Origin of the sequence: Streptomyces sp. Ru73 (assembly GCF_002920575.1) — a bacterium.
GTDB lineage: Bacteria > Actinomycetota > Actinomycetes > Streptomycetales > Streptomycetaceae > Streptomyces.
The window spans coordinates 63,141-79,470 of the sequence record NZ_PQSQ01000012.1 but is presented as its reverse complement, the minus strand read 5'-3'; the positions used below and the strand labels follow the sequence as shown (position 1 = coordinate 79,470).

Genomic DNA, 16,330 nt, shown 5'->3' with positions numbered 1-16,330 from the left:
GGACGTGACAATCAGCACCCCTTTCCTGTGCAACCCTTCGGCGGTTTCCGCGTCCGGGCCCGCGCCGCCCGGCCGCAAGGGTTTGCGCGGGCGCCGTCACGGGGATTAAATAGCTATCACTTTGCTAGACCAGCGAAAGCACCCGTACGGCACGCCGTACAGAACGGGGGAACCTCATGTCCGCATCCGCGCCCACTCCGCCCACGAACACCGAGCCCGACGCTCCCGACCTGCCCGCGCCGCAGGTCAGGGAGGTCACCGCGCACAGCATCCCGGGCGGCCTCGGCCTGCTGCTGACCGTCGTCGGCGTGATCGGCGGCATCGCACTGGCGGTCCTCGGCGGCGGGTTCGCCTCGGGCGGCAGCAAGGGGATCGGCGCCACCCTGATCGTCGTCGGCGTCCTGCTGCTGCTCGTCTCCCTCTTCTGCATGGGCGGCGTGAAGATGGTCGCGCCCGGCGAGGCGCGGGTGATCCAGCTCTTCGGCCGGTACGTCGGCACGATCCGCACCGACGGCCTGCGCTGGATCAATCCGCTCACCAGCGCCACCAAGATCTCCACCCGGGTCCGCAACCACGAGACCGCGGTCCTGAAGGTCAACGACGCCTACGGCAACCCCATCGAGCTGGCCTCGATCGTGGTGTGGAAGGTCGAGGACACCGCGCAGGCGCTCTTCGAGGTGGACGACTTCCTGGAGTTCGTCGCCACCCAGACCGAGGCGGCCGTCCGGCACATCGCGATCGAGTACCCCTACGACGCGCACGACGAGGACGCGCTCTCGCTGCGCGGCAACGCCGAGGAGATCACCGAGAAGCTCGCGGCCGAGCTGACCGCGCGGGTCGAGGCGGCCGGCGTACGGATCATCGAGGCCCGCTTCAGCCACCTCGCGTACGCCCCGGAGATCGCCTCCGCGATGCTCCAGCGGCAGCAGGCCGGCGCGGTCGTCGCGGCCCGCCAGCAGATCGTCGAGGGCGCGGTGGGCATGGTCGAGTCGGCGCTCGACCGGATCAGCGAGCAGGGCATCGTCGAGCTGGACGAGGAGCGGAAGGCGGCCATGGTCTCGAACCTGATGGTGGTGCTGTGCGGCGACCGCGCGGCCCAGCCCGTCCTGAACACCGGCTCGCTGTACCAGTGAGCGAGGAGCCCGGAACTCCGGGGCGGCGGCCGCGGCAGCGCAAGCAGGTGCTGCTGCGGCTCGACCCGGCCGTCCACGACGCGCTGGCCCGGTGGGCGGGTGACGAACTGCGCAGCGTCAACGCGCAGATCGAGTTCCTGCTGCGCGGCGCGCTGGCGGAGGCGGGCCGGCTGCCCAAGGACGCCGGGGCGATGCGGCGCCGCGGACGGCCGCCGAAGCGTCCCGAGCCGGAGGCCGGCGGGCCGGACGGCGGAGCGGCGGACGGCCCGCCCGAGGAGTGACCGGAGCACACGGCCCCGGAGGCGTACCGAGCCTCCGGGGCCGTCGCACACCCAGCTATACATTCAGTGTATACACCTGGTGTAGTGTGCCGGGCATGCTCCTTGAACGCCCCCTCCCCTCCGCACCTCCGGAGGCCCGCCCATGAATCCTGCCGGTTCCCTGCTCGCCGCCAGTGGCCTGCGCAAGTCCTACGGGCGGACGCCCGCGCTGGACGGCGCGGACTTCTCCGTCCACCCCGGCGAAGTGGTCGCCGTCATGGGCCCCTCCGGCTCCGGCAAGTCCACCCTGCTGCACTGCCTGGCCGGCATCGTCCGGCCCGACGCCGGCACCGTCCACTACAACGGCCGCGAACTGACCTCCCTGCCCGACGCCGAACGCAGCGCCCTGCGCCGCACCGACTTCGGCTTCGTCTTCCAGTTCGGCCAGCTCGTCCCCGAACTCACCTGCCTGGAGAACGTCGCCCTCCCACTCCGCCTCAACGGCACCAAACGCAAGACCGCCGAGGCCACCGCGCACGAATGGCTCACCCGCCTCGAAGTCGACGACATAAGCCGCCACCGTCCCGGAGAGGTCTCGGGAGGGCAGGGGCAGCGCGTAGCCGTCGCACGCGCGATGGCCGGCCGCCCCCGCGTCCTCTTCGCCGACGAACCCACCGGAGCGCTGGACTCCCTCAACGGCGAACGCGTCATGACGCTGCTGACCGACGCCGCCCGCGACACCCGCGCCGCCGTCGTCCTGGTCACCCACGAACCCCGCGTCGCCGCCTACTCCGACCGCGAGGTCGTCGTACGGGACGGCGTGGCGCGGGAGCTGGCGGGTACCGCATGAGCCGCACCGACCAGCCGGTCCGCGACCGCGCCGGGCGGCCCGCCGCGGCCCCGGCACCGCCCTCCGGCGTCACCGCGTGGCTGCGCGACCTGGGCCTCGGCATGCGCTTCGCCGTCACCGGCGGCCGCGAGGGCTGGGCCCGTACGCTGCTGACGGCGCTCGGCGTCGGGCTCGGCGTCGCGCTGCTGCTCGGCGCCGCCTCCGTCCCGCACCTCCTGCAGTCCCGCGAGGAGCGGAGCCAGGACCGCCGGCTGCCGGCGAGCGAGAAGACGGTGCACCGCGGGGACGACACGCTGCTCGCGGCCACCGCCGACACCGTCTACCGCGGCGACTCGGTGCACGGCACGCTGCTGCGCGCCGACGGCTCCCGGCCGCCGGCCCCGCCCGGCGTGGCCGAGGTGCCGGGCCCCGGCGAGATGGTCGTCTCCCCCGCCCTGCGCGCGCTGCTGTCCTCCCCCGAGGGCAGGCTGCTGCGCGACCGGCTGGACTACCGGATCACCGGCACGATCGGGGACGCCGGTCTGGTGGGCCCGGCCGAGCTGACGTACTACGCGGGCAGCGCGACCCTCACCACGGGCGACGGCGCCCAGCGCGTGGCGTCCTTCGGCGCCCGGTCCGCAGCCGAACCGCTCGATCCCGTGCTCTTCGTGCTGCTCGTCGTGGCGTGCGTGGTGCTGCTGATGCCGGTGGCCCTCTTCATCGCCGCCGCTGTCCGGTTCGGCGGCGAGCGCCGCGACCGGCGGCTCGCCGCGCTCCGGCTGATCGGCGCCGACGCCGGGATGACGCGGCGGACCGCTGCGGGCGAGGCGCTGTGCGGCGCGGTCTGCGGACTGGTGGTGGGGGCCGGACTGTTCCTCGCCGGGCGGCAGTTCACCGGCGCGGTCACGGTCTGGGACGTCAATGCCTTCCCCCGGGACCTGACGCCGGTACCGGCCCTGGCCGCGCTGATCGTGGTCGCCGTGCCGCTCGCGGCCGTACTGGTGACCCTCTTCGCGCTGCGCGGCGTGACCATCGAGCCCCTGGGCGTCGTACGGCAGGCGACCGCCCCGCGGCGGCGCCTGTGGTGGCGGCTGCCGCTGCCGATCGCGGGCCTGGCCGTGCTGCTGCTGACCGGGCAGGCAGGGGACGACCGGACGCCGGTGCAGCCGTACCCCGTCGCGATCGGCGCGGTACTGGTGCTGTTCGGCATCGCGATGCTGCTGCCGTGGGCGGTCGACGCGGCGGTGGCGCGCCTCCGGGGCGGGCCCGTGCCGTGGCAGCTGGCCACCCGGCGGCTGCAGTTGTCCAGCGGCGGCGCGGCCCGCGCGGTCAGCGGGATCACCGTCGCGGTGGCGGGCGCGATCGCCCTGCAGATGCTGTTCGCCGCGATCCAGACCGACTTCATGAGGGTCACCGGGCAGGACGGGAAGCGGGCGCAGCTGAACGTGTCGCTGCCGACCGCCTCCGTCGGCACCACCCGACAGATGATCAAGGACTTCCGGAACACCGAGGGGGTACGCGGGATCATCGCCACCATCGAGGCCGACGCCGCGCGCCCCGGGCCCCGGCGCAAGGGCGAGTCGTTCGTGCCGCGCACGCAGTTCACCGTGGGCGACTGCGCCTCGCTGCGCGAGAAGGCGCGGCTGACGTCCTGCCGGGACGGTGACGTCTTCATCGTCCACGACAGCACCGGCATGGTCGACGACTCCTACATCGGCGAGACCGCGCGACCCGGCGCGCGCGTGATCTTCAACCTGGACGCGCAGACGGACCGGCCCGACGGCGCGCCCCGGCTGTGGACCGTGCCGAAGAGCGCCCGCACGGTCGAGTCCCGCAAGGACCCGGCGGGCAGCACCGCGTTCGGCATCTTCGCCACGCCGTCCGCCGTGGACACCGGGCTGCTGGACTCGCCCGTCGCCCGCGCCATGGTGAAGACCGACCCGCGGGTGCCGGACGCCGCCGAGTACGTCCGCAACACAGCGGCCCGCATCGACCCGCTGATGAGGGTCGCCACGCTGCAGAACGTCGAGCGGGACAAGAACTACGCGAGCGTGCGCACCGGCCTGCTGATCGGCTCGGCCGCGACCATGGCGCTGATCGCCGCCAGCATGCTGGTCTCCCTCGTGGAGCAGTTGCGGGAGCGCCGCCGGCTGCTGTCGGTGCTGGTCGCCTTCGGCACCCGGCGGGCGACGCTGGGCTGGTCGGTGCTGTGGCAGACCGCGCTGCCGGTCGGGCTGGGGCTGGCGCTGGCCGTCGCGGGCGGCAGCGGCCTGGGCGTCGCGCTGCTGCGCCTGGTCGGCAAGACCGATCCGGACTGGTCGGTGATCTGGCCGCCGGCCGCCACCGGCGCCGCGCTGGTCCTGCTGGTCACCCTGGCCGGGCTGCCGCCGCTGTGGCGGATGATGCGGCCGGACGGACTGCGTACGGAGTGAGGTGACGGCAGCGGCGGGGCGGGGGTCCGGGTGGCCCCCGCCCCACTATGCACGGCACGTATACACCCGGCGAACACCACGGCGTAAGGTGAGGCGCATGTCTATCGGTCATACCCTGCTGGGCCTTCTGGAGTCCGGACCCCGCCATGGCTACGACCTCAAGCGGGCCTTCGACGAGCACTTCGGCCAGGACCGCCCGCTGCACTACGGCCAGGTCTACTCGACCATGTCCAGGCTGCTGAAGAACGGCCTGGTGGAGGTGGACGGCATCGAGGCCGGCGCCGGGCCCGAGCGCAAGCGGTACGCGATCACCGAGGCGGGTGTGACCGATGTCGCCCAGTGGCTGCGGCAGCCGGAGAAGCCTGAGCCGTACCTGCAGTCCACCCTCTACACCAAGGTGGTGCTCGCGCTGCTCACCGACCGGGACGCCGCCGAGCTGCTGGACACCCAGCGCGCCGAGCACCTGCGGCTGATGCGCGGGCTGACCGAGCGCAAGCGCAAGGGCGACCTCGCCGACCAGCTGATCTGCGACCACGCCCTGTTCCACCTGGAAGCCGACCTGCGCTGGCTGGAGCTGACCGCGGCCCGCCTCGACAAGCTCGCCCAGGCGGTACGCGGATGACACCGGACGGCTCCCTCCTGTCCGGCGAAGGGCTCCACAAGCACTACGGGCGGACGCCCGCGCTGGACGGCGCGGACTTCTCCGTCCACCCCGGCGAAGTGGTCGCCGTCATGGGCCCCTCCGGCTCCGGCAAGTCCACCCTGCTGCACTGCCTGGCCGGCATCGTCCGGCCCGACGCCGGCACCGTCCACTACAACGGCCGCGAACTGACCTCCCTGCCCGACGCCGAACGCAGCGCCCTGCGCCGCACCGACTTCGGCTTCGTCTTCCAGTTCGGCCAGCTCGTCCCTGAACTCACCTGCCTGGAGAACGTCGCCCTCCCACTCCGCCTGAACGGCACCAAACGCAAGACCGCCGAGGCCACCGCCCATGAGTGGCTCACCCGCCTCGAAGTCGACGACATAAGCCGCCACCGCCCCGGAGAGGTCTCGGGAGGGCAGGGGCAGCGCGTAGCCATCGCCCGCGCGATGGCCGGCCGCCCCCGCGTCCTCTTCGCCGACGAACCCACCGGAGCGCTGGACTCCCTCAACGGCGAACGCGTCATGACGCTGCTGACCGACGCCGCCCGCGACACCCGCGCCGCCGTCGTCCTGGTCACCCACGAACCCCGCGTCGCCGCCTACTCCGACCGCGAGGTCACCGTCCGCGACGGCCGGGTCAGGGAATCGCTGGCGGGGCTGTGATGACCCTGCTCGACGCACGCGGCACCGGCTCCGGTACCGGCCGCCCGGCGCGCCGCGCGCCCGGCGGACCCGCCGGCTGGCTCCGCGACCTGGGCCTCGGCATGCGCTTCGCCGTCACCGGCGGGCGCGAGGGCTGGTTCCGTACGGCGCTGAGCGCGGTCGGCGTGGGCATCGGCGTCGCCGTCCTGCTGCTCGCCGCCTCGGCGCCGCCGCTGCTCGACGCCTGGCACGGGCGTGAGAAGGCGCGCGAGAACCTCGGCCAGACGCACGAACCGCGCGCCTCGGACCGCACCCTGCGGTACGCCCAGGCCGACACCTCCTTCCACGGCGACGCCGTACGCGGCCGCCTGGTCCGGCCCGACGGCGCGCATCCGCCCGTACCGCCCGGCATCGAACGGCTGCCGGGGCCGGGCGAGATGGTCGTCTCCCCCGCCCTGCGCGAGCTGCTCGACGCGCCGGGCAGCGCCCAGCTCCGCGCGCGCCTGGACTACAAGGTCGTCGGCACGATCGGTGACGAGGGGCTGCTCGGCCCGCGCGAACTCACCTTCGTGGCGGGGATGGACGACCGGTCGGCGGGCGAGTCCTACCGCATCAGCCACTTCGGCAAGGTCTTCGACCCGCAGCCGCCGAGCACCCGGCTCGTGCTGCTCATCGTGCTGGCGTGCGTGGTCCTGCTGATGCCGGTCATGGTCTTCGTGGGCACCGCCGTACGCTTCGGCAGCGACCGCCGCGAGGCCCGGCTGGCCGCGCTGCGGCTGGTCGGCGCCGACATCCCCACCACCCGCCGGATCGCGGCCGGCGAGGCGGTGGTCGGCGCCGGACTCGGCCTGGCCGTGGGCCTGCTGGTCTTCCTCGCCGGGCGGCAGGCGGCCGGCGCCGTCACCCTGTGGGACGTCAACGTCTTCCCCGCCGACGTGGTGCCGGACCCGGTCCTCGCGGCCCTCATCGCCGTGCTCGTACCGGCCGTTGCCGTGCTCGTCACGCTGTTCGCGCAGCGCTCGGTGACCGCCGAGCCGCTGGGCGTGGTCCGGGACCGCCCGGCTCGCCGCCGCCGGCTCGGCTGGCGGCTCGCCCTCCCCGTCACCGGCCTGGTGCTGCTCTCGTCGCTGCTCTGGGCGCCGGACCCGGTCTGGTTCCGCGCCGTACGGCTGGCGGTGGGCGCGACGCTGCTGCTGCTCGGCATCACCGCGCTGCTGCCCTGGCTCGTCGCGGCCGTGGTCGGGCGGCTGCGCGGCGGGCCCGTGCCCTGGCAGCTGGCCGTCCGCCGGCTCCAGCTCTCCAGCGCGGCGGCCAACCGCGCGGTCGGCGGCATCACCGTCGCGGTGGCCGGCGCGATCGCGCTCCACATGGTCTTCACCACCTTCCAGGCCGGATACGCGGACGCCTACGCCAAGTCCTCGGCCCGCCCGGTGATCGAGCTGAGCGGCAGCGCGGCCGACTGGCGGCAGACCGAGGACCTGGTGGCCGCCCTGCGCCGCACGCCGGGCGTGACCTGGGCGCGCGGCAGCGTCGACGCGCTGGCCGGCCGGCCCGGCGACCGCGGCACCCGGGGCGCCGACGGCTTCGTCAGGGCCGACAGCGCACTGGTGACCATCGGCGACTGCGCCGAACTGCGGCGCCGGGCGGCCATCGGCAGCTGCCGGAACGGCGACGTCTTCGTGACCGAACTGCGCGGCGGCCGCGCCGACCGGCCCGACTTCGTACGCCCCGGCGCCCGGCTGAACCTGAACCCGCCCGGCTACGCCACCACCGGCCCGCCCCGGCCGTGGACCGTGCCGGACACGGCGCGCCGGGTCACGGCGGTGCAGCACCCGGGCCAGGACCTGCCCGGCGACCTGCTCGCCACCCCCGGCGCCCTCTCCCCCGCCCTGCTCCAGACGCCCGAGACGCGGCTGCGCGTCGGGTACGACAAGGCGCGCGAGAGCGAGGCCGTGGAACGCATCCGCACGGCCGCCTTCCATGCGAACCCCGGGCTGCGGGAGCTGTCCGCGATCGACAACCCGCACGACCGGCAGTACGCCGGGGTACGCACCGCGGTGTACGCCGGTGCCGTGGTGGTCCTGCTGCTCATCGGCGCGGGCCTGATCGTCTCCACGGTCGAGCAGCTGCGCGAGCAGCGGCGGCTGCTGTCCGTGCTGGACGCGTACGGCGTCCGGCGCTCGACGATGGGCTGGTCGGTGCTGTGGCAGACCGCGATCCCCGTGCTGCTGGGCCTGGTGCTCGCGGTGACCACGGGCGTCGGCCTCGGCACGGTCCTGCTGACCACGACGGAGACCGCGGCCCGGGTGGACTGGCCGGTGGTGGCCGGCATGGCGGGCATCGGCGCCGGGGTGGTCCTGCTGGTCACGCTGGCGAGCCTGCCGCCGCTGTGGCGCCTGATGCGGCCCGACGGGCTGCGTACGGAGTGAGGCGGCGGGCCGGTGCGCGTGCGCCACCGGCCCGGTCCGCTCACTCCACGATGCGTACCGGCAGCGGCCGCAGCGCGTCCCGCAGCGCCTGCGCGAACTCCTCGAACTCCCGCTGCCGTGCGGCTCCCGTACGCATCGCCAGCGCGATCCGCCGGGAGGGCGCCGGGTCGTCGAAGTACCCGGTGGTGAGGGCCTCGTTGCGGGCGGTCTCCACGCGCAGCGCGGTACGCGGCAGCAGCGTGACGCCCATGCCGCCGGCCACCAGCTGGACGAGCGTGGAGAGCCCGGCCGCGCTGGTGGTCACCGCAGCGCCCTCCTCCCGGCCGGCCTCCCGGCAGACGTCCAGCGCCTGGTCGCGCAGGCAGTGCCCCTCGTCCAGGAGCAGCAGGTCCAGTTCGCGCAGTGCCTCGCGCGGTATGTCACCGCGGCCGCCGAGCCAGTGGTCCTTGGGGGCGACCAGCACGAAGTCCTCGTCGAAGAGCGGCAGCTCGGTGACGCCGGCCACGCCGAGGGGCACGGCGAGCAGCAGCAGGTCCAGCCGCCCGTGCGCGAGGCCGTCCAGCAGCGAGGCGGTCTGCTCCTCGTGCACCTGGAGGTCGAGCGCGGGATAGGTACTGTGGACGAGGTTCAGCACGGCGGGCAGCAGGTACGGCGCGCAGGTCGGGATGACGCCGAGCCGCAGGACGCCGGTGAAGGGCGCGCGGGCCGCCTCGGCCTCCTCCATCAGGTCGCCGACCGCCTCCATCACCGTGCGTGCCCGGGCCGCGACCCGCTCCCCCGCGGGCGAGAGCAGCACCTTGCGGGTCGTACGCTCCAGGAGCTGGACGCCGAGCGCTTCCTCCAGCGCCGAGACCGCACCCGAGAGCGCGGGCTGGCTCATGCCGATCTCGGCGGCCGCCTCGCGGAAATGCAGGTGCTCAGCCACCGCTGCGAAGGCGCGGAGCTGCGAGAGCGAGGGCTGCCGTGGACGTCCGGCGGTCTGGGTGGTGGGCGAGGTCACTGATAACCACCTCCGATCAACACCTCCGAGTCTAGCTATTTCTCTGATCAATGCCCGCTGTGGCACTGTGGAGATCGTCCAACCCCCAGGAAAACCCCAAAAGGGATTTCCGACCTCGCAAGGAGTACGTGTGCTCACTGTCGGTGACAAGTTCCCCGAGTTCGACCTGACTGCCTGTGTCTCGCTGGAGAAGGGCAAGGAGTTCGAGCAGATCAACCACAAGACCTACGAGGGCAAGTGGAAGATCGTCTTCGCGTGGCCCAAGGACTTCACCTTCGTGTGCCCGACCGAGATCGCGGCCTTCGGGAAGCTGAACGACGAGTTCGCCGACCGTGACGCCCAGATCCTCGGCTTCTCCGGCGACTCCGAGTTCGTGCACCACGCCTGGCGCAAGGACCACCCGGACCTGACCGACCTGCCCTTCCCGATGCTGGCCGACCCCAAGCACGAGCTCATGCGTGACCTGGGCATCGAGGGCGAGGACGGCTTCGCGCAGCGCGCCGTCTTCATCGTGGACCAGAACAACGAGATCCAGTTCACCATGGTGACCGCCGGCTCCGTCGGCCGTAACCCCAAGGAGGTCCTGCGGGTCCTGGACGCCCTGCAGACCGACGAGCTGTGCCCCTGCAACTGGAGCAAGGGCGACGAGACCCTGGACCCGGTCGCGCTGCTGGCTGGTGAGTGATCTCCATGGCTCTCGATGACCTGAAGTCCGCCGTTCCGGACTACGCCAAGGACCTGAAGCTGAACCTCGGTTCGGTGATCGGCAACAGCGACCTGCCGCAGCAGCAGCTGTGGGGCACCGTGCTGGCCTGCGCCATCGCGTCGCGCTCGCCGAAGGTGCTGCGCGAGCTGGAGCCGGAGGCCAAGGCCAACCTCTCCCCCGAGGCGTACACCGCCGCCAAGTCGGCCGCCGCCATCATGGCGATGAACAACGTCTTCTACCGGACCCGGCACCTGCTGTCGGACCCCGAGTACGGGACGATGCGCGCCGGCCTGCGGATGAACGTCATCGGCAACCCCGGTGTCGACAAGGTCGACTTCGAGCTGTGGTCGCTGGCCGTCTCGGCCATCAACGGCTGCGGCATGTGCCTGGACTCGCACGAGCAGGTCCTGCGCAAGGCCGGCGTCGAGCGCGACACGATCCAGGAGGCCGTGAAGATCGCGGCGGTCCTGCAGGCGGTCGGCGCGACGCTGGACGCGGAGGCGGCGCTGGCCGAGTAAGGCCGGGCCTCGCCCATACGCATACCGAAGGGCCCCGCGGACGCCATGTCCGCGGGGCCCTTCGGCTATGCGCCGCGGGGGCCAGGCCCGTCGCCCGGCTCTCGCGCCGCGCTGGTTGCTCGCGCAGTTCTCCGCGCGCCTTCAGGGGCGCGGGGGACTGCGCGACCAGCCACAGCGGTGGAGCACTCGGCCGCCGGCCGGCACCCCTACGGCGGCTAGCCGTCCGCGTCCCGCGAGGCAGACGCGCTCAGCGCCGTCGCCCCCCGCGGCATCGGGGCCATCCGCAGGGCCTGCTCGTGCGAGTAGGCCCGCAAGTACGTCGCGACCGTGTTCGTGACGGCCACCAGTGGGACCGCGACCACCGCGCCGCCGATGCCGGCGACCAGGCCGCCGGCGGCGACCGAGAGGATCACCGCCAGCGGATGCACCCGCACCGCGCGGCCCAGGATGAACGGCTGCAGGATGTGGCCCTCGATCTGCTGCACGGCCAGCACGACCACCAGCACCATCAGCGCGGTGAACACGCCCTGGGTCACCAGCGCGACCACGCACGCCAGCGCGCCCGAGACCACCGCGCCCACCAGCGGGATGAACGCGAACAGGAAGATGAAGACGGCGAGCGGCACGGCCAGCGGCACGTTCAGGAAGTAGAGGCCGATGCCGATGAAGATCGCGTCGATCAGCGCCACGATCACCGTGCCGCGTACGTAGGCGGTCAGCGTCCGCCAGGCCCGTGGCCCGGCCCCCGCCACGCCGCCGCGCGCCGCGCTCGGCACCAGCTTCAGCAGCCACTCCCAGATGCGCCGCCCGTCGTAGAGCAGGAAGAGCGTGGTGAACATCGCCAGCAGGATGCCGGTGAGCATCTCTATGACGACCGTGACGCCTTCCAGCCCGGCGCTGGTGATCTCCTCGGTGTTCGAACCGATGGCGTCCTGGAGGTTCTTGGCGATGTCGTTGATCTGGCCCTCGGTCACATGGAACGGGCTCTTGAGCAGCCAGTCCTTCAGCTCGCTGATGCCGTCCTGCACGCGGCTGGAGACCGAGTCGATGTTGTCCATGACCTGCCAGACCACGAACCAGCCGACCAGGCCCATGATGACGAACCCGGCGATGAACGTGATCGCCGTGGCCGGGCCCCTGGGCAGTCCGCGGTGCCGCAGCCAGGCCACCGTCGGCTGGAGCAGCGCGGTGATCAGCAGTGCGGCGACGAACGCCAGGACGACCAGCTGGATGCTGGTGATCGCCCGCGCCAGTACGTACACGGCGCCGGCCAGGACCAGCAGCCGCCAGCCCGCCTCGGCGGCGACCCGTATCCCCCACGGCACCGCGTCCACCGGCTCGGGCCGGGGCTGCACCGCCGGGGCGTAGGCGGGCGGCGGAGGCACGGCACCGGCGGCCATGTCCTCGTCGTCGCCCGTGCGGAGGCGCGTGCCGATGCCCTTGCCGATACGCGTCCCGGTGCGCGTGCCGTCGCCCGTGCCGTCGCCGCCGGCGGCCCCGTGCCGGGCTGTCTCGTTCCCGGCGGTCCCTGCGGCGCCGCCAGCGTGCGCTGGAGCGCCGGAAGTGGTTCCTGTGACCGGAGAAGCCGAAGAGGCGCCGGAGGCGGCTGTGGGCCCCGCTGCGGGCTCGGCGGCCGTCCCGGCGCGGCCGTCGTCGTCCGGCGCGGGACCGCCGGGCACGACGGGCGGCTCCAGCGGCATGGGCGGGATGGCGTGGCTCCGCGCACCGTGCCCCAGCCGGTCGTCGCCGTCGGCGGCCGCGGCCTCCGTACGCCGGCGCCGTTCCTCCAGGCGCTCGGCGAGCCGCGTCAGGCCGGCACCCGCGCCGCCGACCCACTGAGGCAGTCTCGACATGTCGCTTCCTCTTCCCCCCTCGAATCCCGTCACTCCGGGAACGACGTTACCCGTGCCGAACGCGCGAAACCCCCGACCCTTGTCCGGTCGGGGGTTGCGCGTCGCTGTGCTGCGGGCCGGTCTAGTACCAGCTGTTGGCCTGCCAGAACGACCAGGCGCCGCAGGGGCTGCCGTAGCGGTCGTTCATGTAGCCGAGGCCCCACTTTATCTGCGTGGCCGGGTTGGTCCGCCAGTCCGCGCCGGCGGAAGCCATCTTGGAGCCGGGCAGCGCCTGGACGAGGCCGTAGGCGCCGGAGCCGGCGTTGGTGGCGCGGTAGTTCCAGCCGGACTCGTGGTCCACGATGTTGCTGAAGCACTGGAACTGGTCGGCCGGCATCATCTGCCGGGCCATCGCCTGGGTCTCGGCGATCGTGTAGGACGCCTTGACCGCGATGTCGAGCGAGCCGCGGTCCTCGGAGCGGCTGGCCGCCTGGGTCTGAAGCTTCTCGCGCTCCTTGGCCTCCTTCTCGGCCTTGAGCTGCTTCTCCGCCGCGTCCTTCTTGTCCTGTGCGCTCTGGGCGGCCGCCTTGCGGGCCTCCTCCTGCGCGGACTTCAGGGCGGCGGCGTCCGCCTGGGTGGACTGGTCATCCGCCTGCTGCACGAGGGACGCCGTCTCCACCTGGGCCTGCTGGCCCGCGGGGATGTCGGCGATCGTCGCGTCGGCAGCGGTGGCCTCGGTGTTGGCGACCGAGCCCGGCTGAGCGCCCGACGCGACGCCGACAACGGCGCCGACTGTGGTGACCGCGGTGGCGGAGGCCACGGCGAATCCCCGGACCGAAATCCGGCTCACACGTTTTCCTTCCAGCGTCGTCCGCGTAGGTGACCATCGCGGACGCAATCGTGCCCCTGACGCTGGCCTCCGTATTGCTCCGTCCCCGTACTGCTCGTGGGGTCGGCTGGTCACAGGAGGCGCTGGCCCGGTACGTGCCCCCTCGGGGGTCCGCGTGGTGCTCGGGCGGCATACGGCGAACGCTGTTCAGTTCTGTTGTTCTACACCGCTGGGGGTGCTGATGTGCCGTATGCGGGGCCTGACAGGTCCCAGACTCTGCCCGAACCGGACGCGCGGAATCAATTCTGAGCCGGGTGTGAAAGCTCACACCCCGTTTACCGGCTTTGATTTCCGGATATCCCCGCGCACGCCTGCGCCGCCCGGCTAGGCTCTCTGGCTTCGCCGGACGGCGCAGGTCACACAACGGGTCGGAGCCCCCGCGACCTCCTCTTTCGGGCGCGGCCCCTATACGGGATCAGATGCGGCCGTCCTCCAGCATTTCGGTCACCAGCGCCGCGATCGGCGAGCGCTCGGAGCGATTGAGCGTGACGTGCGCGAAGAGCGGATGGCCCTTCAGCTTCTCCACGACCGCGACCACGCCGTCGTACCGGCCGACCCTCAGGTTGTCGCGCTGCGCGACGTCATGCGTGAGGACGACACGGGAATTAGCCCCGATCCGGGACAGAACGGTCAGCAGGACGTTCCGCTCCAGCGACTGCGCCTCGTCGACGATGACGAACGCGTCGTGCAGCGACCGGCCGCGGATGTGGGTGAGCGGCAGCACCTCCAGCATCCCGCGGCCCACCACCTCCTCGATGACATCAGCCGATGTCACGGACGTGAGGGTGTCGAAGACGGCCTGGGCCCACGGGCCCATCTTCTCCGCCTCCGTGCCGGGGAGGTAGCCCAGCTCCTGCCCGCCCACGGCGTACAGCGGCCGGAAGACCATCACCTTTCTGTGCTGCCTGCGCTCCAGCACGGCCTCCAGACCCGCGCAGAGCGCCAGCGCCGACTTGCCGGTGCCGGCCCTGCCGCCCATCGAGACGATGCCGACCTCCTGGTCGAGCAGCAGGTCCAGCGCGATCCGCTGCTCGGCGCTGCGGCCGTGGATGCCGAACGCCTCCCGGTCGCCGCGCACCAGCCGCACCCGGCCGTCCGGCGCGACCCGGCCCAGCGCCTTGCCGCGGTCCGACTGGAGCACCAGGCCGGTGTGGACCGGGAGCTCGGCGGCCTCGGGGACGTACGCGCTCTCCACGGAGAAGAGGTCGTCGATCTGCTCGGCGGTGACCGTCAGCTCCGCCATGCCCGTCCAGCCGGAGTCGGTGATCGCCAGCTCGGCGCGGTACTCCTCCGCCAGCAGGCCCACCGAGGACGCCTTGATGCGCAGCGGCAGGTCCTTGGAGACGACCGTGACGTCGTACCCCTCGGCCTGGAGGTTGCGGGCCACCGCGAGGATGCGGGAGTCGTTGTCCCCGAGCTGGTAGCCGGCGGGGAGCAGCCCGGGGTCGGAGTGGTTCAGCTCGACCCGCAGTGTCCCGCCGACCTCGCCGATCGGGATGGGGGCGTCCAGGCGGCCGTACCGTACGCGGTAGTCGTCCAGCAGGCGCAGCGCCTGCCGGGCGAAGTAGCCGAGTTCGGGATGGTGCCTCTTGGCTTCCAGTTCCGTGACGACCACTACCGGGAGCACGACTTCGTGCTCCTCGAAGCGGGCCATGGCGCCTGGATCCGCCAGCAGGACGCTGGTGTCGAGGACGTAGGTGCGCCGGTCGGCCTCACGGCGCTGCTTGCTGTTCACCACGGGTGGACGAACCCCCTCGGATGAGGTCGGGGTGCGACGGCGTCGCGGGGGATGGGGCCGGGCTCGGACCGCAGTGCGCGGGCCGTGCACCGGCCCTCCGCGTCGGCCGTGCGGTCCGCACGATCGTCCGTGGTGCGCAAAGGGCCTCCCGGGCGGACGGCCCCATGCCGTCCGCTGCAGAGCGGCACCCACTGGACCTGGCTCTTCGGGTGCCGTCCTGGAAGGGATATTCCCGCGAACACCTGCGGGCATGCCCCGGCACAGGGCGCACGGCCAGTGAATTCGCGGTGACGGATGAACCGCCTGCCCCACGAGGCCCAGTGGGCCCCGCCCCTGACGGCCCGTCGCCGCCCCCGGAGACGTCCCCGGTCCCCCGTGGTTACCGGCCGTCAGATGCCGTAGCGCCGGTGCCGGTAGGCGTAGTCACGCAGGGCGCGGAGGAAGTCCACCTTGCGGAAGGCGGGCCAGAAGACCTCGCAGAAGTAGTACTCCGAGTGGGCGCTCTGCCACAGCATGAAGCCGGACAGCCGCTGCTCGCCGCTGGTCCGGATCACCAGGTCCGGGTCCGGCTGGCCGCGGGTGTAGAGGTGCTCGGAGATCTTGTCGATGTCGACGCCGTCGGCGATCTCCTCGACGGAGGCGCCCCGGGCGGCCTCGTCCAGCAGCAGCGAGCGGACCGCGTCCGCGATCTCCTGCCGGCCGCCGTAGCCGACCGCCACGTTGACGACGATGCCGCTGATGTCGTCGGTGGCCTCCTCGGCCTCCTTCAGCACCCGCTGGGTGCCGGCGGGGAGCAGGTCACGGTTGCCGACGTGGTGCACCCGCCAGCGGCCGTCGGCCGCCAGCCGCCGCACGGTGTTCTCGATGATGCCGAGGAGCGGCTTCAGCTCCTTCTCCGGCCGGTCGAGGTTGTCGGTGGAGAGCATCCACAGCGTGACGACCTCGACGTCGGTCTCCGCGCACCAGCCGAGCATCTCTTCGATCTTCGCCGCGCCGGCCTGGTGCCCCTGCTCGGTGGTCCGGCCGTCGGCACGGGCCCAGCGGCGGTTGCCGTCCAGGATGACGCCGATGTGCTTGGGCACCTGGGAGTGGTCCAGCCGGCGCTCCACACGGCGTTCGTACAGCTTGTACACGAACTCCCGCACAACGGGGGGATAGGGGATACCCATCCCGGAAGATCGCAGCATGTGTGGTCCAGCCCCTCCGTGCCATTTGGCGGTCGCCCCCGTCGCCTCAAGTCCGCAACTTTACTTCTCAGGAGTGGCAATGACCCAATCAGG

Annotated in this window: 14 protein-coding genes; 9 read left to right on the top strand and 5 right to left on the bottom strand. The window is 72.6% G+C overall.

Annotation, left to right across the window (positions count from 1 at the left end):
* Positions 1 to 176: 176 nt before the first annotated feature.
* From C3486_RS08380 to C3486_RS08350, 7 genes are all read left to right on the top strand, one after another.
* A complete protein-coding gene (locus C3486_RS08380) occupies positions 177 to 1,133 on the top strand; it encodes an SPFH domain-containing protein (RefSeq protein ID WP_103831946.1) in 957 nt (318 codons plus the stop codon).
* Complete coding sequence (locus C3486_RS08375; protein ID WP_103831945.1) at positions 1,130 to 1,414, top strand: hypothetical protein; 285 nt, start codon at positions 1,130 to 1,132, stop codon at positions 1,412 to 1,414. Before C3486_RS08380 ends, C3486_RS08375 begins: the two co-directional genes overlap by 4 nt.
* A gap of 142 nt (positions 1,415 to 1,556) precedes the next feature.
* Complete coding sequence (locus tag C3486_RS08370) at positions 1,557 to 2,243, top strand: ABC transporter ATP-binding protein (RefSeq protein WP_103831944.1); 687 nt, start codon at positions 1,557 to 1,559, stop codon at positions 2,241 to 2,243.
* Positions 2,240 to 4,654: an FtsX-like permease family protein gene (locus C3486_RS08365; protein ID WP_103831943.1), complete on the top strand. Its 2,415-nt coding sequence runs from the start codon at positions 2,240 to 2,242 to the stop codon at positions 4,652 to 4,654. Before C3486_RS08370 ends, C3486_RS08365 begins: the two co-directional genes overlap by 4 nt.
* 97 nt (positions 4,655 to 4,751) lie before the next feature.
* A complete protein-coding gene (locus C3486_RS08360) occupies positions 4,752 to 5,276 on the top strand; it encodes a PadR family transcriptional regulator (RefSeq protein ID WP_103831942.1) in 525 nt (174 codons plus the stop codon).
* Entirely contained in the window at positions 5,273 to 5,959 is a 687-nt protein-coding gene (locus C3486_RS08355) for an ABC transporter ATP-binding protein (protein ID WP_103831941.1), read from the top strand. The genes C3486_RS08360 and C3486_RS08355 overlap by 4 nt, the downstream gene beginning before the upstream one ends.
* A complete protein-coding gene (locus tag C3486_RS08350) occupies positions 5,959 to 8,367 on the top strand; it encodes an FtsX-like permease family protein (protein ID WP_103831940.1) in 2,409 nt (802 codons plus the stop codon). The genes C3486_RS08355 and C3486_RS08350 overlap by 1 nt, the downstream gene beginning before the upstream one ends.
* A gap of 40 nt (positions 8,368 to 8,407) precedes the next feature.
* Here C3486_RS08350 and C3486_RS08345 read toward each other — a convergent pair whose 3' ends face one another.
* Positions 8,408 to 9,367, bottom strand: a complete 960-nt coding sequence (locus tag C3486_RS08345; RefSeq protein WP_103831939.1) for a hydrogen peroxide-inducible genes activator — start codon at positions 9,365 to 9,367, stop codon at positions 8,408 to 8,410.
* 130 nt (positions 9,368 to 9,497) lie between these two features.
* Between C3486_RS08345 and C3486_RS08340 the strand changes: the two genes are divergently transcribed.
* Together C3486_RS08340 and C3486_RS08335 are read left to right on the top strand one after the other, a co-directional pair.
* Complete coding sequence (locus C3486_RS08340) at positions 9,498 to 10,052, top strand: peroxiredoxin (protein ID WP_103831938.1); 555 nt, start codon at positions 9,498 to 9,500, stop codon at positions 10,050 to 10,052.
* 5 nt (positions 10,053 to 10,057) lie between these two features.
* Positions 10,058 to 10,591 (top strand): alkyl hydroperoxide reductase, encoded by a 534-nt coding sequence (locus C3486_RS08335; protein WP_103831984.1) that lies wholly within the window; start codon positions 10,058 to 10,060, stop codon positions 10,589 to 10,591.
* A 215-nt stretch (positions 10,592 to 10,806) separates the two neighbouring features.
* Here C3486_RS08335 and C3486_RS08330 read toward each other — a convergent pair whose 3' ends face one another.
* The 4 genes from C3486_RS08330 to C3486_RS08315 form a co-directional block, all read right to left on the bottom strand.
* A complete protein-coding gene (locus C3486_RS08330; protein ID WP_103831937.1) occupies positions 10,807 to 12,444 on the bottom strand; it encodes an AI-2E family transporter in 1,638 nt (545 codons plus the stop codon).
* A gap of 121 nt (positions 12,445 to 12,565) precedes the next feature.
* On the bottom strand, positions 12,566 to 13,273 hold the full coding sequence (locus tag C3486_RS08325) for a transglycosylase SLT domain-containing protein (protein ID WP_103831936.1): 708 nt from the start codon (positions 13,271 to 13,273) through the stop codon (positions 12,566 to 12,568).
* 454 nt (positions 13,274 to 13,727) lie between these two features.
* A complete protein-coding gene (locus C3486_RS08320; RefSeq protein ID WP_103831935.1) occupies positions 13,728 to 15,050 on the bottom strand; it encodes a PhoH family protein in 1,323 nt (440 codons plus the stop codon).
* Positions 15,051 to 15,439: 389 nt separating this feature from the next.
* On the bottom strand, positions 15,440 to 16,219 hold the full coding sequence (locus C3486_RS08315; RefSeq protein ID WP_103831934.1) for an isoprenyl transferase: 780 nt from the start codon (positions 16,217 to 16,219) through the stop codon (positions 15,440 to 15,442).
* Positions 16,220 to 16,330 lie beyond the last annotated feature (111 nt).

Excerpts from the sequence above, each read along its gene's own strand:
- C3486_RS08380 (WP_103831946.1), top strand. The coding sequence starts at position 177 with ATGTCCGCATCCGCGCCCACTCCGCCCACGAACACCGAGCCCGACGCT.
- C3486_RS08370 (WP_103831944.1), top strand. The coding sequence starts at position 1,557 with ATGAATCCTGCCGGTTCCCTGCTCGCCGCCAGTGGCCTGCGCAAGTCC.
- C3486_RS08365 (WP_103831943.1), top strand. The coding sequence starts at position 2,240 with ATGAGCCGCACCGACCAGCCGGTCCGCGACCGCGCCGGGCGGCCCGCC.
- C3486_RS08360 (WP_103831942.1), top strand. The coding sequence starts at position 4,752 with ATGTCTATCGGTCATACCCTGCTGGGCCTTCTGGAGTCCGGACCCCGC.
- C3486_RS08355 (WP_103831941.1), top strand. The coding sequence starts at position 5,273 with ATGACACCGGACGGCTCCCTCCTGTCCGGCGAAGGGCTCCACAAGCAC.
- C3486_RS08350 (WP_103831940.1), top strand. The coding sequence starts at position 5,959 with ATGACCCTGCTCGACGCACGCGGCACCGGCTCCGGTACCGGCCGCCCG.
- C3486_RS08335 (WP_103831984.1), top strand. The coding sequence starts at position 10,058 with ATGGCTCTCGATGACCTGAAGTCCGCCGTTCCGGACTACGCCAAGGAC.
- C3486_RS08330 (WP_103831937.1), bottom strand. The coding sequence starts at position 12,444 with ATGTCGAGACTGCCTCAGTGGGTCGGCGGCGCGGGTGCCGGCCTGACG.
- C3486_RS08315 (WP_103831934.1), bottom strand. The coding sequence starts at position 16,219 with ATGGGTATCCCCTATCCCCCCGTTGTGCGGGAGTTCGTGTACAAGCTG.